Annotated in this window: 25 protein-coding genes; 11 read left to right on the forward strand and 14 right to left on the reverse strand. The window is 69.1% G+C overall.

Features of this window, described 5'->3' with window-relative positions:
• Positions 1 to 1861 (reverse strand): hypothetical protein (locus LI94_RS25050; protein WP_192830931.1); only part of this gene is annotated, 1861 nt, incomplete at its 3' end.
• Positions 1862 to 1978: 117 nt separating this feature from the next.
• Between LI94_RS25050 and LI94_RS07075 the strand changes: the two genes are divergently transcribed.
• Positions 1979 to 3448, forward strand: a complete 1470-nt coding sequence (locus tag LI94_RS07075; protein ID WP_052739891.1) for a hypothetical protein — start codon at positions 1979 to 1981, stop codon at positions 3446 to 3448.
• 127 nt (positions 3449 to 3575) lie between these two features.
• Positions 3576 to 4310, forward strand: a complete 735-nt coding sequence (locus LI94_RS07080; protein ID WP_082105679.1) for a cutinase family protein — start codon at positions 3576 to 3578, stop codon at positions 4308 to 4310.
• A gap of 15 nt (positions 4311 to 4325) precedes the next feature.
• Here LI94_RS07080 and LI94_RS07085 read toward each other — a convergent pair whose 3' ends face one another.
• Positions 4326 to 5120, reverse strand: a complete 795-nt coding sequence (locus LI94_RS07085; protein WP_152664772.1) for an S-methyl-5'-thioadenosine phosphorylase — start codon at positions 5118 to 5120, stop codon at positions 4326 to 4328.
• A 15-nt stretch (positions 5121 to 5135) separates the two neighbouring features.
• On the opposite strand from LI94_RS07085, the gene LI94_RS07090 reads away from it, so the two are divergent.
• A complete protein-coding gene (locus LI94_RS07090; RefSeq protein WP_046300760.1) occupies positions 5136 to 6017 on the forward strand; it encodes a 1,4-dihydroxy-2-naphthoate polyprenyltransferase in 882 nt (293 codons plus the stop codon).
• 83 nt (positions 6018 to 6100) lie between these two features.
• Here the strand turns inward: LI94_RS07090 and LI94_RS07095 are convergent, their stop codons facing one another.
• The 3 genes from LI94_RS07095 to LI94_RS07105 all read right to left on the reverse strand — a co-directional run bounded on the left by LI94_RS07095 (position 6101) and on the right by LI94_RS07105 (position 7349).
• Complete coding sequence (locus LI94_RS07095) at positions 6101 to 6667, reverse strand: Clp protease N-terminal domain-containing protein (RefSeq protein ID WP_046283224.1); 567 nt, start codon at positions 6665 to 6667, stop codon at positions 6101 to 6103.
• A gap of 3 nt (positions 6668 to 6670) precedes the next feature.
• Positions 6671 to 6898: a helix-turn-helix domain-containing protein gene (locus LI94_RS07100; protein ID WP_046283267.1), complete on the reverse strand. Its 228-nt coding sequence runs from the start codon at positions 6896 to 6898 to the stop codon at positions 6671 to 6673.
• A 148-nt stretch (positions 6899 to 7046) separates the two neighbouring features.
• On the reverse strand, positions 7047 to 7349 hold the full coding sequence (locus tag LI94_RS07105) for a DUF4229 domain-containing protein (RefSeq protein WP_046283223.1): 303 nt from the start codon (positions 7347 to 7349) through the stop codon (positions 7047 to 7049).
• 70 nt (positions 7350 to 7419) lie between these two features.
• Here LI94_RS07105 and LI94_RS23050 point away from each other — a divergent pair, with 70 nt between their 5' ends.
• Positions 7420 to 7569, forward strand: coding sequence for a hypothetical protein (locus LI94_RS23050; RefSeq protein ID WP_105294679.1), 150 nt, complete (start codon positions 7420 to 7422; stop codon positions 7567 to 7569).
• A 30-nt stretch (positions 7570 to 7599) separates the two neighbouring features.
• Here the strand turns inward: LI94_RS23050 and LI94_RS07110 are convergent, their stop codons facing one another.
• The 7 genes from LI94_RS07110 to hemL all read right to left on the reverse strand — a co-directional run bounded on the left by LI94_RS07110 (position 7600) and on the right by hemL (position 14988).
• Positions 7600 to 8934, reverse strand: a complete 1335-nt coding sequence (locus LI94_RS07110; protein WP_046283222.1) for a MinD/ParA family protein — start codon at positions 8932 to 8934, stop codon at positions 7600 to 7602.
• A gap of 91 nt (positions 8935 to 9025) precedes the next feature.
• The gene (ccsB, locus tag LI94_RS07115) at positions 9026 to 10003 is read right to left on the reverse strand and encodes a c-type cytochrome biogenesis protein CcsB (RefSeq protein ID WP_046283221.1); all 978 of its coding nucleotides are present in this window, start codon (positions 10001 to 10003) and stop codon (positions 9026 to 9028) included.
• A complete protein-coding gene (locus LI94_RS07120; RefSeq protein WP_046300771.1) occupies positions 10004 to 11566 on the reverse strand; it encodes a cytochrome c biogenesis protein ResB in 1563 nt (520 codons plus the stop codon).
• 116 nt (positions 11567 to 11682) lie between these two features.
• A complete protein-coding gene (locus LI94_RS07125) occupies positions 11683 to 12462 on the reverse strand; it encodes a cytochrome c biogenesis CcdA family protein (RefSeq protein ID WP_046300761.1) in 780 nt (259 codons plus the stop codon).
• On the reverse strand, positions 12459 to 13049 hold the full coding sequence (locus LI94_RS07130; protein WP_024442580.1) for a TlpA disulfide reductase family protein: 591 nt from the start codon (positions 13047 to 13049) through the stop codon (positions 12459 to 12461). The genes LI94_RS07125 and LI94_RS07130 overlap by 4 nt, the downstream gene beginning before the upstream one ends.
• Before the next feature lie 2 nt (positions 13050 to 13051).
• Positions 13052 to 13660 (reverse strand): histidine phosphatase family protein, encoded by a 609-nt coding sequence (locus LI94_RS07135; RefSeq protein ID WP_024442579.1) that lies wholly within the window; start codon positions 13658 to 13660, stop codon positions 13052 to 13054.
• Positions 13660 to 14988, reverse strand: coding sequence for a glutamate-1-semialdehyde 2,1-aminomutase (hemL, locus tag LI94_RS07140; RefSeq protein WP_024442578.1), 1329 nt, complete (start codon positions 14986 to 14988; stop codon positions 13660 to 13662). The genes LI94_RS07135 and hemL overlap by 1 nt, the downstream gene beginning before the upstream one ends.
• 92 nt (positions 14989 to 15080) lie before the next feature.
• Here hemL and LI94_RS07145 point away from each other — a divergent pair, with 92 nt between their 5' ends.
• The 4 genes from LI94_RS07145 (at position 15081) to LI94_RS07160 (ending at position 18639) form a co-directional block, all read left to right on the forward strand.
• Positions 15081 to 15464, forward strand: coding sequence for a nitroreductase family deazaflavin-dependent oxidoreductase (locus LI94_RS07145; RefSeq protein WP_024442577.1), 384 nt, complete (start codon positions 15081 to 15083; stop codon positions 15462 to 15464).
• A gap of 2 nt (positions 15465 to 15466) precedes the next feature.
• Positions 15467 to 15847, forward strand: coding sequence for a nitroreductase family deazaflavin-dependent oxidoreductase (locus tag LI94_RS07150; protein ID WP_046300762.1), 381 nt, complete (start codon positions 15467 to 15469; stop codon positions 15845 to 15847).
• A gap of 5 nt (positions 15848 to 15852) precedes the next feature.
• Complete coding sequence (locus tag LI94_RS07155; RefSeq protein ID WP_046300763.1) at positions 15853 to 17055, forward strand: cupin domain-containing protein; 1203 nt, start codon at positions 15853 to 15855, stop codon at positions 17053 to 17055.
• Between the two features lie 135 nt (positions 17056 to 17190).
• Entirely contained in the window at positions 17191 to 18639 is a 1449-nt protein-coding gene (locus LI94_RS07160; protein WP_024442574.1) for a PPE family protein, read from the forward strand.
• 36 nt (positions 18640 to 18675) lie between these two features.
• On the opposite strand, the gene LI94_RS25055 is transcribed toward LI94_RS07160, so the two are convergent.
• A complete protein-coding gene (locus LI94_RS25055) occupies positions 18676 to 20157 on the reverse strand; it encodes a PGRS repeat-containing protein (RefSeq protein WP_192830932.1) in 1482 nt (493 codons plus the stop codon).
• A 190-nt stretch (positions 20158 to 20347) separates the two neighbouring features.
• The gene (locus LI94_RS07170) at positions 20348 to 21721 is read right to left on the reverse strand and encodes a PPE domain-containing protein (RefSeq protein ID WP_046300764.1); all 1374 of its coding nucleotides are present in this window, start codon (positions 21719 to 21721) and stop codon (positions 20348 to 20350) included.
• Positions 21722 to 21890: 169 nt separating this feature from the next.
• Between LI94_RS07170 and LI94_RS07175 the strand changes: the two genes are divergently transcribed.
• The 3 genes from LI94_RS07175 to LI94_RS07185 are packed head-to-tail and all read left to right on the forward strand — an operon-like array spanning position 21891 to position 24805.
• Complete coding sequence (locus LI94_RS07175; protein ID WP_024442571.1) at positions 21891 to 22934, forward strand: ABC transporter permease; 1044 nt, start codon at positions 21891 to 21893, stop codon at positions 22932 to 22934.
• Between the two features lie 3 nt (positions 22935 to 22937).
• A complete protein-coding gene (locus LI94_RS07180) occupies positions 22938 to 23927 on the forward strand; it encodes an ATP-binding cassette domain-containing protein (RefSeq protein WP_046300765.1) in 990 nt (329 codons plus the stop codon).
• Positions 23928 to 23971: 44 nt separating this feature from the next.
• Entirely contained in the window at positions 23972 to 24805 is an 834-nt protein-coding gene (locus LI94_RS07185; RefSeq protein WP_152664774.1) for a hypothetical protein, read from the forward strand.

Raw genomic sequence — 24805 nt, forward strand, 5'->3', positions numbered from 1 at the left:
CACCGGACCCGCCGCCGGAGCCACCGCCCGAACCACCGGAGCCACCGCTGGAGCCACCGCCCGAACCACCGGACCCGCCGCCGGAGCCACCGCCCGAACCACCGGAGCCACCGCTGGAGCCACCGCCCGAACCACCGGACCCGCCGCTGGAGGCACCGCTCGATCCACCGGACCCGCCGCTGGAGCCACCGCCCGAACCACCCGAACTCCCGCCGGAGTCACCACCGGAACTACCGGCAGAACCGCCAGAGCTGCTGTCGGAACCAGACGACGCGCCCCCGGCGCCGCCGCCATCACTGCCTGCACTGCTGCCAGAGCCGCCCGAACTGCCGCTGCCCGACCCGGACGCGCCCGAGCCGGCACCGCCGGAGCTACCCGCGTCGCCGCCGGATCCTCCCGAACTGGTTCCGCCCGAATCACTTCCCGCTCCGGTACCGCCCGAGCCGCTCTCATCGGAGCCGCCCGAGGTTCCACCGGATCCGCCGGACTGACCACCCGAACCGGTCTCGCCGGAGCTACCCGAACCACCGCCCGATCCGCCCGGGTTGCTGCCGGAACCTCCCGTACTACCGTCACCCGCACCGGTACCGCCGGAATGGCCGGTACCCGGCTCGCTGCCGCCGGGATGTCCACTGCCGGAACCGTTATCGCCGGAACCAGCGCCATCCGAACCAGTGCCCCCCGAACCGCTGCCGCCTGTGCCGGTGCCACCGGAGCCATTACCACCGGCACCGTTGCTACCCGAACCAGTGCCGCCCGAACCGGCATCGCCGCCGGAATGGCTGCCGCCGCCCTGATCGCTACCGGACCCGCTGCCACCGCTGCCACTGCCGCCCGATCCGGGCAGCCAGCCGCCGCCACCACCGACGGGTCCGGTGATGATCGGTATCGGAATGGGAAACGGAATCACCGCGGGCGGTGCGGGGGCGGGCGCAGCCGGAAGGGCGGGCACCACCGGCGCCGGAGCAACGACAGCCGGAGCCGGGTTCGCCGGGGCTACAACAGGATTCGGGTACGGGGACTGCAGAACGGGCAACCGCACCGGCTTCGGGGCCGGCAACACCGGCATGAAGTTACCGGGCACCGGCTGGGCCGGCGGCGGCTGCGCCACCACCGGAGGCTGCGAGGGCGTGGAGGCGGCCGTGGGACGAATACCTATTGTCACGGCGACGGCCAACGCCGCGCACCCGGCCACCAGAATCCCACCGACCGAACTGCCAATCAGCAGTGCGCGCCCCACCGGCGGCGGTGGCGCCGCCCGCTCTTCGGATTCGCCGTCATCTCCCCCATATTCGGAGCCGTATTCGGCGTCGTAGCCTTCATAACCTTCGTAGTCGCCCTCGGCGTACTCCACCGGCAACAGTTCGGAGTCATCGTCAGTCATCGAGTACGCCAGCTGCTGTTCCGGCTGCTCGCCCTCAGCCGCGGGAGCCAGCACCGTGGCCGTTCCGTCCGGGGCACCGGCGTCCGGCAGCGCCGGCGCAGCCATGGTCGCGTCGGCCGCCGGAGCAGGCAGCCACGTCGTCTCGCCGTCCTCACCCGAGGCGTTGCGCGCCAACGCCACTGCCGAGCGCGCCTGAGGCTGCTCGGAAACGTTCTCAACGCCCGCATCCTCGAGGCCGCGGCGAACCTCTGCCATCAACTCCGAATCCGACCAGCACAGTCGGGTAGCAGCTAGCCGGTGGCCCTCTTCGGCCAGCATGCGGTGGGTTCCGGTCACGGTCTCGATCAGCGTTTCGACCGGATTGCGCGTCAGATCGAGCATCGACTCGTCGAGCACAGCATCGCCATAGGCATCCGATTCGACGAGCGCCAAGCGGGCGAGCGCGCCGGTAACCGAGACTCCGAGCGCGACATCCATTGCGCGTCTCCTTCCGCGGCCACTCGATTAGCCAGTTTAGCCGCGCGGATCGACCGGCGAGCGGACCGATCTTCGCAGTTCAATGGCGCATGCCCCTCCCGCGGTTATGGTGAGCAGGTGATCGCCGAGTCGACCAGGAGCTGGAATATCGGCCGCGATGCGACCGCTGCGGCACTGCTGCTCGCGGCGCCGGCGTTGCCGTGGAGCCTGTACTTCGGCGCCGGCGTTCCGGGCAGCGAGCCCGGACTGTTCGTCGCGCTGGCGGTGGCCACCGTGCTCGCGCTGACGGCGATCGCCGCGACCTACGTCGGTCCCTGGGGGATCTTGCGGGTCAACCATCCCGCCGTCGCGGGAAGGCTGCGGCTGTTGCTCAGCGCACCGTATCTGGTGTTGCTGCTCGGGGTGGTGGCCGCCGACGTGGTGCAGACCATCCGCTACGGCGGAAGCCCGCAGCCGCCCGGTGGCGTCGGGCCGGGCGCGTTGCTGGGCGCCGCAGGTGCGTTGCTCGCCGCGCAGCCGGTGCTCGCCGGGCCGGTGCGGCTGTGGTGGCGCACGGTTCGCGCGCTCGGCTACGCATCGATCGTCGGCGCCACGTTGAGCGTGCTGTTCAACCTGTATTGGCGGGTGCGCTACGCCCTGCCGGACGCCGATTCCACGACCGGCTTCGGCCGGCAGCAGGTCGCGATCATTGCGACCGCCCTGGTGTACGGAGCGGTGGCGTGGGCTACCGTAGTCCTAGCCTCGAGGTGGGTTCTGCGGCGCGACAAGGCATCCCAGCTCGCTGTCGTGTTGCTCGGCGGGGCCACTCTGATCGCCGGAACCCTGGTATGGGTGCTGCCGGTCGGCCGCGCCATCGACGGCTTTCACGGGATCGCGCAGAATACGTCCACCGCTGGGGTCGGCTTCGAGGGCTACTTGGTGTGGGTGGCCGCCGCGGCACTGTTCGCGGTGGCGGCCGCGCGCGACGCGTCCGCGACGACGTGGCTGGGCGCCACCCGGAACACGTTGTTGCTGATCGCGATCTGGAGCCTCGGGTCGGCCCTCATGCGCATCATCGATCTCAGCGTCGCGGTCGGTCTGGACCTGCCGTATTCGCCGTACGACAGCGCTGCGATGGCGTCCTTCGATGTGGTGACTGCGGTCATCGCGCTCTGGCTACGGCTCACCATGGGCAATCGCTTCCTTCCGGCGGCGGCCGTCTGGTCGGCGAGCGCCGTCCTGTTCGGGTTCACGATCGCCCGCGTCGTGGTGGGCGTCGGCCTGGCTCCGCGGGTCGCGGAAGCCCAGCGCGCCAGCGCGTGGGCGAATCCGGTGTATGGCAACGGACTCGCGCAGCAGATCACCAGCACGTTCGACGTGGTTTTGTGCGGCCTGGCGTTGTGCGGCCTGGTGGTGGCGATCGTCGTCGGACGTCTGCCGGTGCCGGCCGACGACCGCCCCAAACCCGGCGAGCCCGGCACACCGCGCATCTTCCGGTCAGCGGACTCAGCCACTGTCGCACCCGCGGGTGGACCGAAGATCTATCGGGGAAGCGACGATTCGGCCGCGAACGGCGAAGTCGTTCAGGGCAGCTCGAACGGTAACTGAGTCCCTTCCAGCGGCGAGCACAAATACGGCTGCACCTAGGCGTTTATCGGGCGCCGACGAGGGGTAGCCGAAACTGCGTTTCTGCTCTTGAGCCCGGGTCGGGTGAACGATACGAATGAGGGTCACGATGTACATCACTGCAATGGCTGCAACAACAGCACGGCGAATCACCCGGTACCTGGCAACAGCGATGGCGCTGGGCGGCGCAGCACTGCTGTCCCCCAGCGCCCCGCCCGCCTCGGCGCAGCCCTGTCCCGACGTGGAGGTGGTGTTCGCGCGCGGCACCGGTGAGCCACCCGGCGTCGGCGGCATCGGTCAATCCTTTGTCGATGCGCTGCACGCCAAGGTGGGTGCGCGCTCCTTCGAGGTCTATCCGGTCAACTATGCCGCCAGCAACGATTTCGGCGGCGGGGTCGACTTCGCCCGCACCGTCGTCGACGGCATCCGCGACGCCGGCACGCACATCGAGAACACCGCCGCGAACTGCCCCAACACCCGAATCGTGCTGGGTGGCTTCTCGCAAGGTGCGGCGCTGGCCGGCTACACCACCTCGGCCGAGATCCCCAAGGAAGTTCCCGCCGACTACCTCGCCTACATCCCCAAGCCGATGCCGTCGTCGGTGGCCGACCACGTTGCCGCAGTCGTATTGTTCGGCACGCCTTCGGCGGAGTTCCTCCAGCCGAACGGTGCGCCACCGGTGCGGATCGGTCCGCGGTATGCGTCCAAGGCCTTGGAGCTGTGCGCCGACGGCGACACCATCTGCAACGGCGCCCCGGCCGGCGGACCGCCCTTTGCACACGCCTCGTACGGCGTCAACGGCATGACCGAGCAGGGCGCCGAGTACGCGGCCGCCCACCTTTGAGCGCGCTACGTCGATTCAGGGCAGCTCGAACGGCAACTGAATGCCTTCGTGCGGCAGGCAGTGCGTACAGGTGCGCTCTTCATCGATCCGCTCGATGGCGTCGTGCACCAGCTTCTTGAACGGTTCGATGTTCTTCTGGAACTCCGCGAACACATCGACGGCCTTCACACCACTGCCGACGTCGACGCCTGCGTCCAAGTCGGTGACCAGAGCTACTGCGGCATAACACATTTCCAGTTCACGAGCCAACACCGCTTCGGGATATCCGGTCATGTTGATCAGTCGGAATCCGGCCGCGGCGAACCATTGGCTCTCGGCGCGAGTGGAGAACCGCGGGCCCTGGATCACCACCATGGTTCCGCCGTCGACCACGTCGGGCAGGCCGGTCACCGCGGTCCGCAGCGTCGAGCAGTACGGGTCGGCGAACTCGACGTGCACGCCGCCGTCATCGAAGTAGGTGTCGGCGCGGCCCCAGGTGCGATCGACCAGCTGATCGGGCACCACCACCGAACCTGGGGGCAGTTCCGGCGTCAGGCTGCCGACCGCGCACGGCGCAAGGATCCGCCGCACTCCCAGCGTCCGCAACGCCCACATGTTCGCCCGATAGGGCACCGTGTGGGCCGAATACTCGTGGGCGGCCCCGTGCCGCGGCAGAAAGGCCACTTCGTACCCGCCGACGGCACCGATGGTGATCTCCGCACTGGGCGCCCCGTAGGGGGTGTCGCAACTGATGCGGCGCGCGTCCCCGCCGAAGAACGAGTAGAAACCGCTACCGCCGATCACGCCGAGCAAGTTCTGTTCCTCCCGCATGCAAGGATCGTGCCCATGTCTGAAAAGGCCAGCTTCGCACAGTGGATCGAGGGTGCTCGCCCCCGCACCCTGCCCAACGCGATCGCTCCGGTGATCGCCGGAACCGGCGCGGCAGCATGGCTAGGCGCCGAGGTGTGGTGGAAGGCGCTGCTGGCGCTGACCGTCGCATTGGCGCTGATCATCGGAGTGAACTACGCCAATGACTACTCCGACGGCATCCGTGGCACCGACGACGACCGGACCGGCCCGTTGCGTCTGGTGGGCGCCGGGCTGGCGAGCCCGCGCGCGGTGCTGACGGCCGCGATCGCCGCCCTGTCGGTCGGAGCGCTGGCGGGTTTGGCCCTGGCCCTGGTCAGCGCGCCGTGGCTGCTGGTGGTGGGCGCGGCCTGCATCGCGGGGGCCTGGCTGTACACCGGCGGGTCGCGGCCGTACGGCTACGCCGGCTTCGGCGAGATCGCGGTGTTCGTGTTCTTCGGCCTGGTCGCGGTGCTGGGCACCCAGTACACCCAGGCCCTGCGGGTGGATTGGGTCGGCGGCGCGCTGGCGGTGGGCGTCGGCGCCCTGTCGTCGGCGGTGCTGGTGGCCAACAATCTGCGCGACATCGCCACCGACAAACCGGCCGGCAAGATCACCCTCGCGGTCCGGCTGGGCGACGGAAGCACGCGGATCCTCTACGCGCTGCTGCTGACGTTGACCGGTCTGATGACGCTGGCCCTGATGCGGGCCACCCCGTGGTGCGCGGTCGGGTTCATCGCCACGCCGCTGGCGCTGCGGGCGCTGACCCCCGTGCGCTCCGGGCAGAGCGGGGCCGCGTTGATTCCGGTGCTGCGCGACACCGGGCTGACCATGCTGGTGTGGGCGATCGCGGAGGCCTTGGCGTTGACTCTGGGCCAATAGGTCGATAGTCGCTCAGTTCACTGCCTTACCGGGCCGCGACGCTTGTCATCGCATCGGCGGGTGAGCGTCCATTCGGCGCAGCGCTAGGCCGCCCGTTCCAGCAGCGTGCTGACCGCGGCTGTCAGCGTTGCCGGATCGGCAGACTCGGTAACTATGTCCATCACGACCGGATCGGCATCACGCAAGATGCCCAACATGATGTGCTCGCAGCAGATCGTTTTGCCCTTGCGCGCCACCGCCTCTCGCAAAGCGAGTTGCAGCGTCGTCTTGGCGGCCCGGGTGAAGGCCAGACGCCCTCGACGACGGCTACCGCGGCCTGTTCGCTGTACCGCACGGTCAAAGGCCTCTGCACCGAAGGTGTCCGCCACGGCATCACGGACCGCACGCAGGTCGATCCCAAGGAGCCGCAGCACGTCCGCATCGGCGTCGAACGACTCGCTGGTTTCCATCGCTTCTGCCAGTCGTGTCCGCACCCCATCAATAGTCAGCCCGTAGCCCCCCAGCGTCGCCGACAGATCCCCCTCGGCGGTCTGGAGCACCCCGAGAAGTAGATGCTGTGGCCCGATGTCGTCGGCGTGAAAGCCCCGCGCATCTCGCTGAGCTTGTATGACCGCGGCCCGGGCATCGCGGCTGAACCGCTCAAAGACCATGGCTCATTTCCTCCGGTTGTACTTCTGATGCACGGCCTGACGGCTCACCCCGAGTGCCTCGGCGATTGCCTGCCAACTCCAGCCCTGCTCGCGAGCATTGGCCACATGGATGGCCTCCAACCGCTCCTGCAGCCGCTGCAAGGCACGCACGCCACGCAGGCCGACGGCCGGGTCCGCACTGGTCGCCGCATCCGTAGCGGAAACCAAGGAGGCGTCCGGCGGCTCATTCATGATGTCAAGGTAACTTGACACTCCGCGTCTGTCAACAAACATTGACACGACCGAGGCCTTGCCGTTGACTCTGCGCTGAGGGCGGGGGCTACTCGCACTTCTTCGCCGTACACGCAGAGTCAACCCCGAAGGGGTCAACGACGGGCGGTTACTCCCCGCGCAGCCGGGCCTGCAGTTTCTCGCGTTCCTGGCGGCGGCGCTCGCCGGCGACGGTCAAGCTCTCGGTAGCGCGCTTACGCAGCGGCGTGAACAGCCACATGCCCAACGGCAGCGCGACGATCAGCGCCAGCATCGCCGCGATGATCGGCGGGAAATCGCTGAGCCCGAGCAGCCGGCCCACTCCGTAGATCACCCCCGTCAGCACAACCACCAGCGCCAGCCGCGCCGCGGTGTACACCGCTACATCGAGTACCGCACGGCCCAACGGGGCCCGACCTGTCGCCACGGTCATCAAGCCTACTGGCGGGCTGGACCGGCGCGAACGACGCTAACGGTATATTCGGCGCCAGGAGGTGTCGCGAGTGCTCTACCTGCTCCTCGTCCTGACTCTGGGAACGCTGCTGTACCTCAGCCTGCGTGCCATTCGTGCCCGGCCGAAGACGCGCGTGATCGGACCGGATGATGACCCGGAGTTCTTGTGGCGGATCAGCCACGGCGACAACCAGCCCTAGGGCTGCAACGCCCCCGAATCAGGCCCCGAATTAGACGAAGTGCTGGTTGAACCGGTCGTCGCCGGGGAACGCCTCGGCAACCACCGCAGCCAGCTCGACGAGCGCCTCGCGGGTCTCGCGCTTGAGCCGCATCAGGTCGATCTCCGCGCCTTCTTCCAAGTGCGGATCGAACGGCACCAACCGCACGGCGCGGCAGCGCCGGGAGAAGTGGTCGACCACCTTCTGCATGTCGACCTTGCCCGAGCGTGGCCGCACCGCATTGATCACCGCGATCGAGTTGCGCACCAGGTCCTCGTGGCCGTGCGCGTCGAGCCAGTCCAAAGTCGCCGAGGCGCTGCGGGCGCCATCAACTGACCCCGAACTCACCACGATCATGGTGTCGGCCTTGGCGAGCACCGCTGACATGGCGGAGTGCATCAGGCCGGTGCCACAGTCGGTGAGTACGAGGCTGTAGAACCGCTCCAAGACCTGCAGCGTGCTGGCGTAGTCCTCGGCGCTGAACGCTTCCGAGACCGCCGGGTCACTGTCGGAGGCCAGCACCTCCAGGCGGCTGGGGCCCTGGTTGGTGTAGCTGCGGACATCGCTGTAGCGCTGGATGCCGTCAGCGTCGCGCAGCAGATGCCGCACCGTCGCCGAGGTCTCCATCGGCACCTTCTGGTTCAGCGTGCCGCGGTCGGGGTTGGCGTCCACGGCCACCACCCGGTCACCTCGGATGGAGGCGAACGTGGCCCCCAGGGTCGCGGTGATGGTGGTCTTGCCGACCCCGCCCTTCAGCGACAGCACCGCGATCCGGTGGCAGCCCTGCAGCGGCCGGTTCACCTGCACCACCAAGTCGTTGAAGCGGATGGTGCGCGGGCTCTCGCCGACGTTGATCAGCTGGCCGGACAGCACGTAGAGCAGGCGACGCCAGCCCGACGTTGGCGGCGGCTTGACCTGTCGCAACAGCGACGTGGTGGACAGATCCGAGAACGGGGCGATGGGCTCAGAGGCGCGATACGGCGCCTGACCGGAGCCAGCGCCGGCGCTGCCGCCGAAATACACCGGAGCGGGGTTATCCATCGGCTGCGGAACCCAGGTGGTCGATGCACCTGCGTTCCAGGACTGCTGCCCAGACGGGGTCTCCGCAGGCGCCGGCGGCCATGGGTCGACCGGTTCGGAGAACCGGCGCTCGGTGCGGAAACCGCCGAAGGAGCGGGTCTCCTCACCTTCGGGTCGCTGGTTGAACGACCCGGTGGCCCCGGACTCCGAGGCGTCCGCGGGGGCCTCAGCCGCCTCGCCGACGTGCTGCAGCGGCCGGAACTGGGTGGTCGGATGATCCGTCACGTCATGGCTCGCAGTGACATCACCGGGTGCATGGTCGGACACTTGTATCTCCCCTGTCACACTGGTTAGGACGTCAATGGACGTCGGTAACCGCAGGGTAGCGCAGCTGTCATAAAGGAATCTGTCAGCTGGATTAGCCGACTCCGGCATACGAGTGCAGGCCGACGGTCACCAGGTTGACGAAAAACAGGTTGAAGATCATCGCCGCGAACCCCACAACGTTGATCCACGCCGCCTTGTAATCGCGCCACCCGGCCGTCGACCTGGCGTGGAGATACGCGGCGTAGACGACCCAGGCGATGAACGAAACCGTCTCCTTGGGATCCCAGCCCCAGTAGCGGCCCCAGGCCCCCTCGGCCCAGATCGCGCCGAAGATCACACCGAAACCGAACACCGGGAACGCGAAGATCGTGGTCCGGTAGGCGATGCGGTCCAACGTTTGCGCGTCGGGCAGCCGGCGCACCAGGCGCGCCAGGGCCCCCGGGGCGTCGGGATCACTCAGGCGCGACGAGCGGATGAGAAACAGGATGCTGGCCACCCCGGCCACCAGGAACACCCCGGAGCCGATGCTGACCACCGATACGTGGATCGGCAGCCAGTAGGACTGCAGCGCGGGCATGACCGGCGCGGCGGTGGCGTAGAGCCAGCGCCCGGAAACCGTCAGCAGGATCAGCACCGGCAGCAGCACGAACACCCACAGGCTGCGGTGTTGTGGCCGGCGCAGCGCGACGGCGGAAGCCACCAGCCCGGAAAAGCAGGTCAGGTTGATGAACTCGTACATGTTGCCCCACGGCGGGCGCAGGGTGGCAGCGCCGCGGAACACGATGCAGGCCAGCAAAAGGGCGATGCCCAAATAGACCAGGGCCAGGCCGGCGCGGCCCACCCGCTCGCCCAGGGGTCGTCGCTGCGCGGGGACCACCACGCCCGGCGTGGCACTGTCGGAGCGCACACCGCCGGCGGAAACCAGCTCGCTCTCGGCGGCCGTGCGGGCCCGGCTGGAGGCCAGTTCGACGGCCAGCAACAGCAGCGCGATGACCAGCACGATCATCGCTGAGGTGAACGCCCAGTCGGAGTAGCGCGCCAGCCCGATGTCGATATGACTCGTATTCACCTACGTCTCCTTGCCGAAGAGCTTCGTGCTCAATCGCTCGAACTCGTCACCCCAGCCGGAGTTGTCGGTGCGAGCCAGCCCGCCCAGCTCGACGTTCACCGTACCGGCCTGTCCCGTCGACCCGGTCGGGGGCGATGAGCGCGCGCCAGCGCGCGAAGAGAGACCCGGCCGCACGGACTCCGTTGGCGTGATCCGGATCCAGATCCGGCGGCGACGCACCACCAGTGACACCACCAGCCCCGCCATCATCGTCATCGCGAACACCAGCACCCAGATCTCGGCCGGATCGTGCGACACCTGGATGTTGACGAACGGCACCGCCCCGTCGAAGCGCACCTTCGTGCCGTCATCGAGGCTGAGCTGTTCGCCGGCCTTCAGGTTGGACCGGGCCACCTTGGTCAGCCGGCCCTGGTCGATCAACCGGGAGTCCAGCGTGAACAGGCTTTGCGGCCGGCCGGTGTCGAGCCCGGTGTCGCCGCGGTAGACGTCGATCGCCACCGCGGGATCGTTCATCGCGGGGAACGCCGACGACAGCAGCCGGTTGTCGAGCTGTTCGGTCGGAGCGAACAGGCCCTGGATGCCGATCTGGTGCTTGCGGCGCTCGCTGGCATCGGGGTAGACCCCGGCCGGGGGGTCGATGCGGATCGCGCCCGACGACAACAGGGTCAGTGGGTTGTCGGGGCGGAACTGCACCGTCTGGGTGCGGGTCTGGCCATCCGGGAAGGTCACCGTGAAGGTGGGCGCGTAGCCGTGCCCCTGCAGGTACGCCCGCACGCCGCCGACCCGCAGCGGATGGTTGACCTCCAGCAGGTAGGGCCGCCACTCATTGGTGCGCAGGTCCTCGCCGGCCTGGTAGTCGATATGCGCGGTGAAAGAGGTCGCCAGACCGGAGACCAGGTAGTCGGCGGTGAAGTCGTTCACCCGCACGCACAGCGGGTGCAGCTTGGTCCCGTCGACGGTGGCGCCGGCCCGGAACGAGTCGAACGCGGCCGGCGACGCCGAGCAGAAGCCGGGTCCGCCGTCGGCAATGACCATCACGTTGCCCTCGTAGCCGAACATGCGTCCGAGGGCGACGGCGGCCAGCAGCCCCAGCAGCGCGAAATGAAAGAGCAGATTGCCGAATTCGCGCAGATAGCCCTTCTCCGCCGACACCTCGACGACGCCGTTTTCGGTACGGGTGATCCGACGCCAGCCGCGCAACTCTGCGGCCATCCGGGCGCCGAGTTCTTCGGCGTCACCGGACAATTGGGTTTGCGCGTGTTTGGGCAGCCGAGACAGGTTGCGTGGCGCGGCGACCGGGGTGGCGCGCAGGTTGCGCAGATGCTCAAAGGTCCGCGGGGTCAGGCAACCGATCAGCGACACACACAGCAGCACATAGATGGCGGTGAACCAGAAGCTGGAGAAGACGTCAAAAGCCTCCAGCCGGTTCAGCCAGGGACCCAGGACCGGATGCAACGCCAGGTACTCGTCGACTTTGGCGGCGTTGAGACTGCGCTGCGGCAGCAGTGCCCCGGGGATGGCGGCCAGTGCGAGCAGCACCAGCAGCACCAGCGCGGTGCCCATCGAGGTCAGCGCCCGCCAGGTGTTGCGGGTCTTGCCGGCGAGCAGACGCAAAGTCCCCCCAAAGCGCGCCTTTTGGGGCCGTTTTGGGTTTGTCGGCGGTGCAGAGGTGGTGGTCATCAGATCGGCAGCCTGACATCAGAGACCAGGCCGTCGCGAACCGCGGCCACGAAGTGGTCCCACGCACCGGTGACCAGGGCGAGCCCGACCGCGATCAGCAACACCCCGCCCAGGACCTGGATCGCCCGGGTGTGCCGGCGCAGCCAACCCAGCCCGGCCACCGCGCTGGCCGACCCGAAGGCCAGCGCCACGAACGGAATGCCCAAGCCCAGGCAGTAGGCGATCACCAGCACCACGCCCCGGGCCACCCCGACACCGTCGGTGGTCGAGGCGACTGCGATGACCCCGGTCAGGGTCGGTCCCAGGCACGGCGTCCAACCCAGCGCGAACACCGCGCCCAGCAGCGGTGCGCCGAGCACGGTGGACAGCTGCTGGGGGGAGAAGCGGACTTGGCGCTGCAGTGCGGGAACGAACCCGATGAACACCAGTCCCATCAGAATCGTCACCGCGCCGCCGACCCGTTGCAGCAGTACCTGGTTGGTGATCAACGTGGTGGTCATACCCAGCACGGCCACCGAGCCCAGCAGGAACACCGCGGTGAACCCGGCAACGAACAGCGCCGCCGACCCGGCGACACGCCACCGCGCGCCGGGCGGGGGTTTGCGGGTGTCGGGGTCAGGCCGTTCGTCGACACCCACCACTGCTGCCAGGTAGGACAGATAGCCCGGCACCAGCGGCACCACACACGGCGAGGCGAACGACACCAGCCCGGCCAAGGTCGAGACGGCGACGGCCAACAGCAGCGGACCGGTGGTGGCGGTGGCGGTGAAGCCGCTCACGACGCCGCCTCGGCAGCCAGCCGCTGCACAACCGGCTGCAGGTCTTCGGCCAGTACTTCGCGCAGGAACACCGCCGCGACCCGATGCTGCCGATCGAGCACCATGGTTGCCGGGATCACCGACGAGGGATAGCGACCGCCGAACGCGATCATGGTGCGCATCGCCGGGTCGTAGATCGAGGGATAGGTGATCCGACGGTCGGCGATGAAGTCGCGGGAGGCCTGCGGCTCGGGATCGCGGACGTCGATGCCCAAGAACGCCACACCCTGGGCCCGGGTGTCGTCGTAAACCTTTTGCAGTTGGCTGATTTCGGTACGGCAGGGCCCGCACCACTGGCCCCACACGTTGACGACGACGACCTTGCCACCGAAGTCGTCGACGCCGATGGTGCGCGACGGGTCCATCAGGTCGGGCCCGGAGATCGGGCCGGGCCGGCCGCGGGCCTCGGGGGGATCGTAGAAGATGTCGGTCTTGCCGCCGGGCGAGACGAACTCGAAGGTGCCGCCGTGGGTGACGGCGTCGTCGCCGACCGAGCAGCCCGAGATCAGCGCGGCCAGCACTGCCCCGACGATCAGCACTGCCCGCATCGTCAGCCGCCGGCCGGAACCTGGTAATCGACGTCGACGAGACGGTCACCGTCGTAGATCAACGTGGTCACCGAACCCACACCGCATTCGCGCCGGCGTGGGTCGTGCCAGAGCCGGTTGCCGGTGAGGTGCTGGCGCGCAGTCCAGACCGGCAACTGGTGGCTGACGCACACCACCTCGCGGCCGGCGGCGCGCGCGCGGGCCTTGCTCACCGCGGCGGCCATCCGGGCCGCGATCTGGTCGTAGGGCTCGCCCCACGACGGGGTGAACGGGTTGCGCAGGTGCCACCAGAACCGCGGTTTGCGCCAGGCGCCGTCCCCGGGTGAAACCCGCTTGCCCTCAAAAAAGTTGGCCGACTCGATCAGGTTCTCGTCGGTGTCGATGGGCAGGTTGTGCCGGGCGGCGATCGGGGCGGCGGTCTCCTGGGCACGCTGTAGCGGCGAGGCGATCACCGCGACGATGTCGCGGCCGGCCAGCAGGTCGGCGGCGGCGACCGCCTGCGCGCGACCGGTGTCGGAGAGCCGGAATCCCGGCAGCCGGCCGTACAGAATGCCGTCGGGGTTGTGGACCTCGCCGTGGCGGATCAAGTGGACGCGGGTTTCTTCTGCCATCAGGTTTTCGGCTCTCCGGTGGTGGCGGCGGCACGTGCCGCGGCAGGTAGCGCCGCGGCGATCTGGTCGAAAGCCTCGTCGGTGAGGGCGGCCGAGACGAACCAGGCCTCGAAGGCACTGCAGGGCAGGTAGACCCCGGCCTCCAGCAGGGCGTGGAAGAACGCCGGGAAGCGCCAGGTCGCACTCGCGCGGGCGGCAGCGAAGTCGGTGACGGGCTCGTCGGCGAAGAACACGCTGAACATGTTTCCGGCTCGCGGAATCTGGTGCGGCACACCGGCCTCGGTCAGCGCTTCGGCCAGCATCGCGGTCAGCCGGTCGGCATTCTTGTCCAGTGCGGCGTAGACGTCGTCGTCGGCGGCTCGCAGCGTAGCCAGGCCGGCAGCGGTGGCCACCGGGTTCCCCGACAGCGTGCCGGCTTGGTAGACCGGCCCCAGCGGCGCGAGTCGGTCCATCACCTCGGCACGGCCGCCGAACGCCGCGGCCGGCAGCCCCCCGCTGATCACCTTGCCGAAGGTGAACAGGTCGGCAGGGACGGGATCGATACCACCTTCTCCACACCAGCCGCTTCTGCTCACCCGGAAACCGGTCATCACCTCGTCGACGATCAGCAGCGCCCCGTGCTCGGCGGTGATCGTGCGCAGTTCGGCGTTGAAGCCCGGAACCGGCGGCACCACCCCCATGTTGCCGGGGCTGGCCTCGGTGATGACGGCGGCGATCTGGTCGCCGAACTCGGCGAATGCCTTACGGACGGCGTTGATGTCGTTGTAGGGCAGCACGATCGTGTCGGCCGCGGTGGCGCCGGTGACCCCGGGCGACGACGGCAGCGCCAAGGTGGCCACCCCGGAGCCGGCGTCGGCGAGCAAGGCGTCCACGTGGCCGTGATAGCAGCCGGAGAACTTGATGACCTTGGCTCGGCCGGTGAAGCCGCGTGCCAGCCGCAACGCGCTCATGGTGGCTTCGGTGCCGGAGTTGACCAGCCGGACCTTGTCCACGGTCGGCACCCGGGCGATGATCTCGGTCACCAGATCGGTCTCACCGCGGGTCGGCGCCCCGAATGACAGGCCGGTCCCCACGGCGTCGCGGACCGCTTCGACCACCGCGGGGTGGGCGTGGCCCAGGATCATCGGCCCCCAGGAGCAGACCAGGTCCACATAGCGGTTGCCGTCGGCGTCGGTGAGCCAGCAGCCTTGCGCCTCGGCGATGAAACGGGGGGTGCCGCCCACCGCCGCGAAAGCCCTGACCGGTGAGTTGACGCCGCCGGGGATCACCGCGCAGGCCTCGGAGAACAACCGCTCCGATACCGCCGTGGCTCGATCCGCATTACCCACGGCGACCAGTGTCCCAGCTCGCGCGACATCACTCGACTACAGGGTGTAGTTGAGGGTTGAAGTGAGTGGGCGGCCGGAGTTGGATGGCAGTCATGCAACTACCCCAGCGGCTGGCCCGGTTCAACCGGCATGTCACCAACCCGATCCAGCGAATGTGGGCAGGCTGGGCGCCGACGTTCGGGATCCTCGAGCACGTCGGACGGCGCTCCGGCAAGCCCTATCGGACCCCGCTGACCGTGTTCAGCACCAATGATGGCGTGGCCATCCTGCTCACCTACGGCCCGGACCGGGACTGGCTGAAGAACATCACCGCCGCCGGCGGTGGCACGATGCGCCGGCATGGCAAGACCATCGGTGTCACCGAACCGCGGGTGGTCAGCAAGGCCGAAGCAGCCGAGCACGTGAACCCGCGTACCCGCAGGGTCTTCGCCAGGCTGCCGTTCGAGCAGGCGGTGCTGCTCACCAGGCAGGGTTAGCGGTGCAGTTCTCTGAGAGACGCGCTCGGTTCAACCGGGTCGTGACGAACCCGCTGTTTCGCCCGATCTGCGGATGGGTGCCGCTGTGGTCGATCGTCGAGCACACCGGCCGGCGCTCCGGCGCGACATACCGCACCCCGGTCTCGATGTTCCACACCACCGACGGCGTCGCGGTGCTGCTTCCGTACGGAACCGAGCGTGACTGGGTGAAGAATCTGCAGGCCGCCGACGGCGGGCGGGTCAAGGTCGCCGGGAAGACGTTCGCTGTCACGAACCCGCAGGTGGTGGCTACCGAGGAGGCAGTGGGTCTGCTGAAAGCGCCGTGGCGCCAGCTGCTCGGACGCGCCGGGGTGCCGCACACCTTGTTGCTGACCCGCGCTTGAGGCCGGTGTCGGGCTTCGAAGTTCCGCAGCTCCCGGAAGCCCCGCTCGCCTGGCTGCTGGCGCCGGTGACGGTGCACACCTTCCTCGACGAGCTGTGGGGAGCCGCCCCGCACCACATCGCCCGGGGCCGCACCGACTACTTCGACCGCCTGCTGGCCGGCCCGTCGGCGCTCGAGCAGCTGCTCACGGCACTGGTCACCGAGCCGTCCGCGGTGCGCCTGGTGCGCGGCGCCGATCACCTGGAGCCCGAGCAGTACACGCTGCCCGACGGCACCCTCGATGTGGCGCGGGTGCGCGCCGCGACCGGCAGCGGCTACACGATCATCTGCAACAACATCGAGAAATACCTGCGCACGATGTCGACGCTGACCCACGGCGTCGAGGTCGAGCTGAACTTTCCGACCCACGTCAACGCCTACGTCACCCCGCCGGCCGCCACCGGCTTCCTACCGCACTACGACCACCACGACGTGCTGGTGTTGCAGATCCACGGCAGCAAGACCTGGTATCTCTACGGCGACGATCCGGTGCCACCACACCTGATGCAACAGCTGTACGAGGTTGACCCGGCTGGTCTTCCCGAGCCGACGAGTCTGCACCTGGACGCTGGGGACACCCTCTACCTGCCGCGAGGCCGAGTGCATTCCGCCGAGACCGGAGGCGAACCGTCGGTGCACCTGACCGTCGGCATCCACGTCCCGACGGTGCTCACGCTGCTGACCCACGCCCTGCACCAGCTGAGTCTGCGCGACGACGTGGTGCACACCCGATTGCCCGCACGGCACCTCGATGACCCGCACGTGCGGGCAAGCCTGAGCGCACTGATCCATGCCGGCCTGTCCGCCGTGGAAACCTCCGACTCCCTCACGGAAGGCCTTGGCGCCATGCAGGATTTCCTGCTGCGGCGTGCCCGCTGTCCGGTCGTCGGACAGGTCGCCGACACCGTCGGGCTCGACACCGCCACCTGGGTGCGCAAGCAGCAACCGCTGTACGCCCGAGTGACCACGACGGCCGACGGGGTCGGCCTGCAGTTCGCCCAGCTGATCGTCAGCGCCCGACCGGACCACGAGGCCGCGATGCGATTCGTCTGCGACGGCACCGAGCCGTTCCGGGTCGGCGAGCTGCCCGGACTGGCCGCCGCGCAACAGATCGAGCTGGCCCGCAGTCTGATCATGAGCGGCTTTCTGGTGCGTCCCGCCGCCCGATAAACCCGCCGAGGTACATGGCGTTCCATAACTGCGGACTGATCCACACTCTGAATCCGCATTCCGAGGAACTTTCCAGGGAAACGTCACGATTTGAGGTTTACGATTCGTCTATTCACCACCCCGTGAAAGGCGGCAATGACCGAGCCCATCTGGATGGCATCACCCCCCGAGGTGCACTCAGCCCTGCTGAGTAGCGGCCCGGGCGCGGGCTCATTGCTGGCCGCAGCGGCGATGTGGGCCGACTTGAGCACGGAATACACCGAAGTGGCACAGGAACTTTCGGCCATGCTTTCGGCCGTGCAGGCGGGATCATGGCAGGGTCCGAGTGCGGAATCCTATGTGGCCGCGAACGTTCCGTATCTATCCTGGCTGACGAAAGCCGGCGCGGACAGCATGACGCTGGCGGCTCAGCACCAGGCCGCCGCCACCGCCTACACCTCCGCGCTGGCGGCCATGCCCACACTGGCCGAGCTGGCCGCCAACCACACCCTGCACACCATGCTGGTGGCGACGAACTTCTTTGGGATCAACGCGATTCCGATCGCCCTCAACGAGGCCGACTACACCCGGATGTGGATCCAGGCGGCCACCACGATGTCCACGTATCAGGTGGTGGCCGGCGCCGCGGTGGCGTCGTCTCCGGCAGCGTCGACCGCGCCGACGGTGCTCAATCCCAACCCCCCGCAACATCGCGACCACCAGCATCGGACCGGCCAGGCGCCCACCCAGGACTTCGGCAATATCTACCAGGAGAGCTGGTGGACCACCCGCATCGCCGAGATCAACGAGGCCATCCAGGCCGACCTGTCCAGCAACAATCCCCTCACCAGCCTGATCAGCGATCCGGTGCTGATGACGATCGCCCCGCACTACGCGGGTGAGATCGTGCTCGGGATGGCACCGACGGTCACGGCGCTGACCGAGACCATGCTCGGCTTGGTCGCACCCGCGTCGCCGCTGGTCGGCCTCGTCGGAGCCGCCGGGCTGGCGGGCATCAACGCCCCCACCGCACCGGCGCCGCCCGCCCTGAACCCGCAACAGCCGGTGCCCGCGGCCACCGCTGCGCCACCGGCGCTGCCGGCCCCGCCGGCTCCCGCTCCGGCAGCTCCCCCGGCTATGGCCCCGCCGGCGCTGGCCCCGGCCGCCACCGTTACCGGTGGCGCCCCGCCACTTCCGCCGCCGTTCACCGGCACCGAGGCAGCAGCATTCGTCCCCTACCTCGTGGGCGCCGGCCCGGCCAGCGGGGCGCGAATGAAAACGCGCGCGAGCACGCCCACGCAGGTTCAGCGCCGCCATGCGGCCGAGACGGGGGCAACCAGCACCACTCCCGCGAGCCAACCCCGCCGCCGCCGGCAGCGCAAAGCCCTGACCGATCCCGGCAACCGTTATGAGTACCTCGACTCAGCAGCCGCTCTGGCCGCACAACACGGCGCGGGACAGATGGGATTACCGGGAGCAATGCGCCATGGAAACGATTCCGCGGCAACCGGTTTGATCACCGTGACCGAGAGCGCCGCGGGTCCCAGCATGCCGATGCTGCCACACACCTGGGAGGCTCCCGAAGCACGCGATCAGCTCAGCTGAGTCCGGGCGCGCACGGTCCTCCAGGGCCAATATCGGCTAGCCGAAGGAGTCACCGGGACTGCCCGGTTGGCCGGGAGCACCATTCGGATCGCCGGCGCCGCCACTACCAGCTTTGCCGCCCGCGCCACCCGGGACACCTTGCCCCCCGTCGCCGCCACTGCCTCCCGGGCCACCCGGACCAACCGATCCGCTCCCGACCGCAGCCCCTCCGGCGCCCCCGGAGCCCCCGTCGCCACCGGCCGCCGCGGCGTTTCCGTCTCCGGCATTGCCACCGTTTCCGCCCTTACCGCCGGCTCCGCCATCGGGGTGAGCGGCCGTTCCGGCGCCGCCGGCGCCACCGGTGCCGCCCTTGCCGCCTCCGCCTGCTTCACCGCCGTTGGGATGGCCGAGCATGCCGTCACCGCCATCGCCGCCGGCACCGCCATTGCCTGCGATGGCGGTGGCCGATCCGGCCGCGCCACCGTTGCCGCCGGCACCGCCGGCGCGAGCGTGGCTCGGGTTGCCGCCGTAGCCACCGGAACCACTGTCGCCGCCGCGGCCGCCGTTGCCGCCGTTGCCGTCGGCCGACCCGGCCAGGCCGTCTCCTCCGTTGCCGCCGGGAGCGCTGAAGCCGCCTGGTCCCGCATTGCCCATGAACACCAGGTTGCCGGCGTTTCCAGAGGCCCCGCCGTCGCCGCCGTTACCGCCGCTCGGATGCTCGGCGGTGCCGTCGCCGCCGTTGCCGCCGTAGCCTCCGGAGCCGCCGGGGCCACCGAAGCCGGCCACCGCGTTTCCGCCATCACCCGCGGCGCCGCCGTTACCCCCGTCACCGCCGTTGTTGCCCCAACCGCCGTCACCGCCGTCACCACCACGCCCGCCCGCGCCGAATAGCGAGATGGCGTCGCCCCCGAGCCCGCCGGCGCCACCGTTGCCGGCGGTACCCGAGATGCTGTCCAATCCATCACCGCCCCAACCGCCGTCACCGCCGTTGCCCATCAGCCAGCCGCCGATCCCGCCGACACCGCCGTCGGCACTGGCTCCACCGTCGCCGCCCCAGCCGCCGTTGCCGAGCATCTTCGCGTCGCCGCCGTCCCCACCACTGACGCCGAGTTCGGTGTCTTCGGAGGCGCCCGGGTTGTAACCGTTGCCACCGTCACCGAACAACCAGCCGCCGTCGCCACCGTCCGGGTGATCCACCGTGCCGTTGACGCCATTGCAGATCAAGCCGCACGCGCCGTCAAAAGCGAAGAGCGGGTTGATGATCGGATCCAACAGCACGCCTGGTCCTTGAATCCACAGCTCGCCGAGGTCATGAACGGTCGCGTAGAGCTGGTTCTGGAACAGTCCGGCGAAGACGACCTCCACCACCGATGCCCAGGTGTAGATGTCGTTGCCTACCAGCTGCGAAAGATCCAGCGCCTCAGTGGCATCGAGCGGACCGGGCGGCGCGGAGGCAGCCAGATCAGCTGCGTCGAAGAGCTGATCGAACCCGAACAGGTCGTCGAAATCGGCGTGTGCGGGCGCCGTGGGCGCCACCACCAGCGCCAGGCAGGCGCCCGCGAGGGTATGGCGGTTCCTGCCCAGACGCCCCTTACTGCCCCGATCGACCATTTCCCGACCCCCGACCTCACCCCTGAGCAACTACTGAGTAGCCGGAGCTTAGCGATCGAGGCATGGATCCACAAGGGCGGAACTTGAGAGGAAAACCAGCCGCAAATACGGAACACGCTCACCGGCCCAACAGGCGCATCTTCTGTTCGTTGTACTCGTCGTTGGTGATCAACCCACGGTCTCGCAGCTCGGCGAATTCGCGGATCTCGGCGGCGATACCCATAATCGACGGTCCGGGGGCGCCCTCGGTGTCGCCGGCCGGCGAATCAGCCACCGCGTCGGCCGCCGCACGCTGCGGCATCTGCACTCTCGCAGCCGATTCCGCATCAGCGCCCCCGCGGCCGCGGCTGACCGAGCCGGCCAAGGCGCTGCCCCCCATGCCCGCCAGCGCCATCTGGCTGAACGCGGTGCCGGCCGCGCCCAGCGATGCCGCCGGCGCACCGCCGAGGCCCGGTCCGGCCAGCGGTTTGGAGTAGGACAGGCTCCGAATCTCCGGCGCGTTGGCTGCCCAGTTGATCGGCACCGACAGGTTGCCCGCGGTGATCGCCTCGCCCATCGCCGCCGACATCGTTGACGCCCCGGGCACCATCGGCCGCGACGGGGTCAACGGGGAGAACAGGTCGATGTTGCGCAGGATCTCGTACTCCACCCGCTGCAACTGGTCCTGCTCGGCCAGAATCTCCCGGGTGCTGGCGTCCCCCGCCGCCCAGGCGCCGGCCGCCATGACCAGCCCCACCCCCGACACCGCGCTCACGCCCAGCAGGTCGGACAGGCTCGGCCAGGTGAGCAGGTCCTCGGGACCCTGCGCTATCCCGGGCAGCGTGGCGGCCGCCGTCTGCAGCAGGGAGTTGTTCTGCGACCCGAAGATCCCCGAGGCCAGCTGGCCCAGCAGGGACTGGACGTCGGACGACGACGAGCTGGCCTCGGCGGTCGCGACCGAGGCGGCCTGACTGGCCGGGCCGGCGGGATTGCTGGTCTGCGGCGGCTTCTGGAAGGGCGCAAGCCCGGTGGCAGCCGCCGATCCCGCGGCGTAGGCGTACATCGCGGCCGCATCCTGCGCCCACATCTCGCCGTATTCGGCCTCGTTGGCCGCGATCGCCGCGGTGTTGGTGCCCAAGACATTGGTAGCGATCAACACCAGCAGCTGAGCTCTGTTGGCAGCCACCACCGACGGCGGCACCGTCGCACTGTGCGCGGCCTCATAGGCTGCCGCCGCCGCGTTCGCCTGTGCGGTCGTGTGGTCGATCTGGGTCGCGGTGGCGCTCATCCAGGCCACGTACAGCGCGCCGGCCCGCGTCAGTGCCTCCGAGGCCGGCCCCAGCCAGGCCTGGGCCGTCAGTTCGGCTATCACCGATTCGTACGACGCGACCGCCGAATGCAGTTCGGCGGAGAGTCCACCCCAGGCGGCGGCCGCGGCGCGCATCGGCGCGGAACCCGGCCCGGTGTAGATCCGCAACGAGTTGATCTCCGGTGGCAGGGCAGCGTAATTCATCACCGATCCCCTCCCTGGGGCGTACACCGGGCGCATCAAAGCGGCGTGTGTGTATTTGTAGCCCAAAAGCTAGCGGTTGACCGGGCATTCCGGATTTGCGGAGGCCCTTCCGGCCTGCCGTCGAGACGGCGATCACAGCCGGACGCTGCGATAACATGCGCCCGTGCGGATGTTAATCACCGCTTTTCGCGATCTGCAGTGGCGCCTGCGCCGGTTCATCGTTGCCGCGGTGGGCACCGCGATGGTGTTCGCCCTGACCCTGGTGCTGGCCGGGCTGACCCACGGGTTCCGGGTCGAGGCGGAGCACGTCGTCGATTCGCTGAACATCGACGGCTACCTGATCCAGACGGCTGCGGTAGGACCGTTCATGGGTTCATCGCGCTTCCCGCAGGCCGAAGCCGGCGATGTCGCCCGAATTTCCGGCGTGGACGCCGCATTGCCGGTGGTCTACGGCAACACCATCCTGCAGGACGGTGAGGCACCGCTGAACGTGAACATCTACGGCGTGCCCAAGGCCGCGATGCCGCCACTGACCGAGGGGCGAGCTCCGACCGAACCCAATGAGATCGCGATGTCGACCACGCTCAAGCGCGCCGTCGGGGATGAGATCGAACTGGGCGCGGACAAGCTGCGGATCGTCGGCCTGGTGGAGAAGTCGACCACGTTGGCCGGACAACCCAATGGCTTCCTGACCGTGGCAGGCGCTCAACGTCTGATGTATTCGGGCCAGCCGGTGGTCTCCGCGATCGGCGTGCGGGGCACGCCCGCGCACGTGCCGAAGGGCTACCGGGTGGTGGACCGGACCGCCGCCGTCGACGACATGGTGCGCCCGCTGGCGGGCGCGCAGATGGCCCTGTCGTACATGTCGGTGCTGCTGTGGGGGGTCGCTGCGCTGATCGTGGGCTCCCTGATCTACCTGTCTGCACTGGAACGCACCCGCGACTTCGCGGTGTTCAAGGCCCTCGGAGTCACCACCTGGATGGTGCTGGCCGGGCTAGCCCTGCAGGCGGTGGTCGTCGCGGTGGCCGCGGCGGTGCTCGGCGGCGTCTTGGCGGTATCGATCGGGCCGGCGTTTCCGATGCTGGTGGCGGTGACCGGGTCCTCGTTCGCCCTGCTGGTGTTGACCGCGGTGGGGATCGGCCTGCTGGCCAGCCTGGCGGGTCTACGCCACGCCGTCGCGGTGGACCCGGTACTGGCGTTCGGAGGGCCGTAACGCATGGGAGACCTGCGGATCCGTGATCTGGTCATCGAATACGCCACCGGCGGCGGGGAACCGATCCGTCCCATCCACGGTCTGAGCCTGGACATCCCAGCCGGCTCGCTGGTGGTGGTGCTCGGTCCCAGCGGCTGCGGCAAAACCACGCTGCTCTCGTGTTTGGGTGGCATCTTGAGCCCGACCAGCGGCCAGATCCTGTTCGGCGCCACCGACGTGACCGCGCTGGGCCGGCGCGACATCACCTCCTACCGGCGGCGCACGGTCGGCATCGTCTTCCAGGCGTTCAACCTGGTGCCGAGCCTGACCGCACTGGAGAACGTGATGGTGCCGATGTGGGCGGCCGGATGGACCCAGTGGTCCGCCCAGGAACGCGCCCGGGATCTGCTGACCAGGGTCGGACTGGCCGACCGGACCTCCCACCACCCGGGGCAGCTCAGTGGCGGCCAGCAACAGCGGGTGGCGGTGGCGCGCGCCCTGGCCCTGGATCCGCCGCTGATCCTGGCCGACGAACCCACCGCGCAACTGGACTACGTCCGGGCCGGCGAAGTCGTGCAACTGCTGCGGGTGCTGGCGGCCGGCGACCGCGTGGTGGTGGTCGCGACCCACGACACCCGGATCGTCCCACTGGCCGACATCGTCATTCAGCTGTCGCCGACCGCCGTACCGACGCGCCCGCAGCAGGCGCCGGTCCTGCTGGGGCCGGGCTCGGTACTGCTGGAGCAGGGCACGGTCGAGGACCTGATCTACGTCGTCACCGAAGGCGAGGTGGAGATCGCCCCCGACTCGGCCGGCGCCGGCGACGGCCTGCTCAAAATCGGCAAACCGGACCAGTACGCCGGTCAGCTCGGCCCCATGGTGCGGATCCCCCGCTCGGCGACGGTCCGTGCCCCCCGCGAAGCCACCGTCGTGAGTTACACGGTGGACGCGTTTCGCCAGCAGTTCGGCCGCCCACCGGTGCCCGAAGTTCCTAACGAACCGGCATCGACCTGATCACCACCGCGGCGTGCCGGACCCAACCGAGCGTGCACCACGCGATGATGCTCTCCATGGCAGATTTGACCCGCCGGGCTGCTTTGCGCCTCGGGGTCGGTGCCGCGGGGGCTGTAGGCCTGTTCGGCGTGGGTGCGGGGCGGCACCCGGCCGAGTCGCGGGCGACCGGTAGTACCTATCCGACCCGCGAATCCGGCTCATTCGTGTCCGCGGCCCGCGGCGGGGTGGAGACCAACTGGATCATCGCCCGGCCGCCGGGACAGACCGCCCCACTGCGGCCGGTGATCGCCTTGCACTGCAAGGACGGCGACGCGGCCTGGGTGATGGATCTGGGCGTGGAAGAGGAGCTCGCGAAGCTGACCGCGGCAGGCCGGCCGCCGTTCGCGGTGGTGGCCGTCGACGGCGGCAACACCTACTGGCGCCGGCACAGCTCCGGGGAGGACGCCGGTGCGATGGTGCTGGGTGAGCTGATCCCGATGCTGCCGGAGAAGGGCATCGACATCACCCGAGTCGGGTTCATGGGCTGGTCGATGGGTGGCTACGGGGCACTGCAGCTGGGCACTCGCCTGGGTCAGTCGCGCACCGCAGGGATCTGTGCCATCAGCCCAGCGATCTACATGACCTACTTCGGCGCCCCCGCCGGCGCCTTTGACAGCGTTGATGACTGGCGGACGAACTCAGTGTTCAACCTGGTGCCGCGCCTGGCCCCGTTCCCGCTGCGCGTCGACTGCGGGACCGCGGACCCCTTTGCGTACGCGACCAAGAGTTTCATCGGCCAGCTGAATCCGCCACCGGCCGGCGGGTTCTCCCCCGGCGGCCATGACGTGGACTATTGGCGGGAGCGGCTTCCGGCCCAGTTGGCCTGGCTGGATTCCTGA

The organism is Mycobacterium sp. UM_Kg27 (assembly GCF_000972905.1).
In the GTDB taxonomy this organism is placed as follows: domain Bacteria; phylum Actinomycetota; class Actinomycetes; order Mycobacteriales; family Mycobacteriaceae; genus Mycobacterium.

What these genes read in the sequence shown, in the direction of transcription:
- LI94_RS07080 (WP_082105679.1), top strand. Translation starts at nt 3,576, where the DNA reads ATGTACATCACTGCAATGGCTGCAACAACAGCACGGCGAATCACCCGG.
- LI94_RS07085 (WP_152664772.1), bottom strand. Translation starts at nt 5,120, where the DNA reads ATGCGGGAGGAACAGAACTTGCTCGGCGTGATCGGCGGTAGCGGTTTC.
- LI94_RS07090 (WP_046300760.1), top strand. Translation starts at nt 5,136, where the DNA reads ATGTCTGAAAAGGCCAGCTTCGCACAGTGGATCGAGGGTGCTCGCCCC.
- LI94_RS07095 (WP_046283224.1), bottom strand. Translation starts at nt 6,667, where the DNA reads ATGGTCTTTGAGCGGTTCAGCCGCGATGCCCGGGCCGCGGTCATACAA.
- LI94_RS07100 (WP_046283267.1), bottom strand. Translation starts at nt 6,898, where the DNA reads ATGAATGAGCCGCCGGACGCCTCCTTGGTTTCCGCTACGGATGCGGCG.
- LI94_RS07105 (WP_046283223.1), bottom strand. Translation starts at nt 7,349, where the DNA reads ATGACCGTGGCGACAGGTCGGGCCCCGTTGGGCCGTGCGGTACTCGAT.
- LI94_RS07120 (WP_046300771.1), bottom strand. Translation starts at nt 11,566, where the DNA reads ATGGGCACCGCGCTGGTGCTGCTGGTGCTGCTCGCACTGGCCGCCATC.
- LI94_RS07130 (WP_024442580.1), bottom strand. Translation starts at nt 13,049, where the DNA reads ATGCGGGCAGTGCTGATCGTCGGGGCAGTGCTGGCCGCGCTGATCTCG.
- LI94_RS07135 (WP_024442579.1), bottom strand. Translation starts at nt 13,660, where the DNA reads ATGGCAGAAGAAACCCGCGTCCACTTGATCCGCCACGGCGAGGTCCAC.
- LI94_RS07145 (WP_024442577.1), top strand. Translation starts at nt 15,081, where the DNA reads ATGCAACTACCCCAGCGGCTGGCCCGGTTCAACCGGCATGTCACCAAC.
- LI94_RS07160 (WP_024442574.1), top strand. Translation starts at nt 17,191, where the DNA reads ATGACCGAGCCCATCTGGATGGCATCACCCCCCGAGGTGCACTCAGCC.
- LI94_RS07170 (WP_046300764.1), bottom strand. Translation starts at nt 21,721, where the DNA reads ATGAATTACGCTGCCCTGCCACCGGAGATCAACTCGTTGCGGATCTAC.
- LI94_RS07175 (WP_024442571.1), top strand. Translation starts at nt 21,891, where the DNA reads ATGTTAATCACCGCTTTTCGCGATCTGCAGTGGCGCCTGCGCCGGTTC.
- LI94_RS07180 (WP_046300765.1), top strand. Translation starts at nt 22,938, where the DNA reads ATGGGAGACCTGCGGATCCGTGATCTGGTCATCGAATACGCCACCGGC.
- LI94_RS07185 (WP_152664774.1), top strand. Translation starts at nt 23,972, where the DNA reads ATGATGCTCTCCATGGCAGATTTGACCCGCCGGGCTGCTTTGCGCCTC.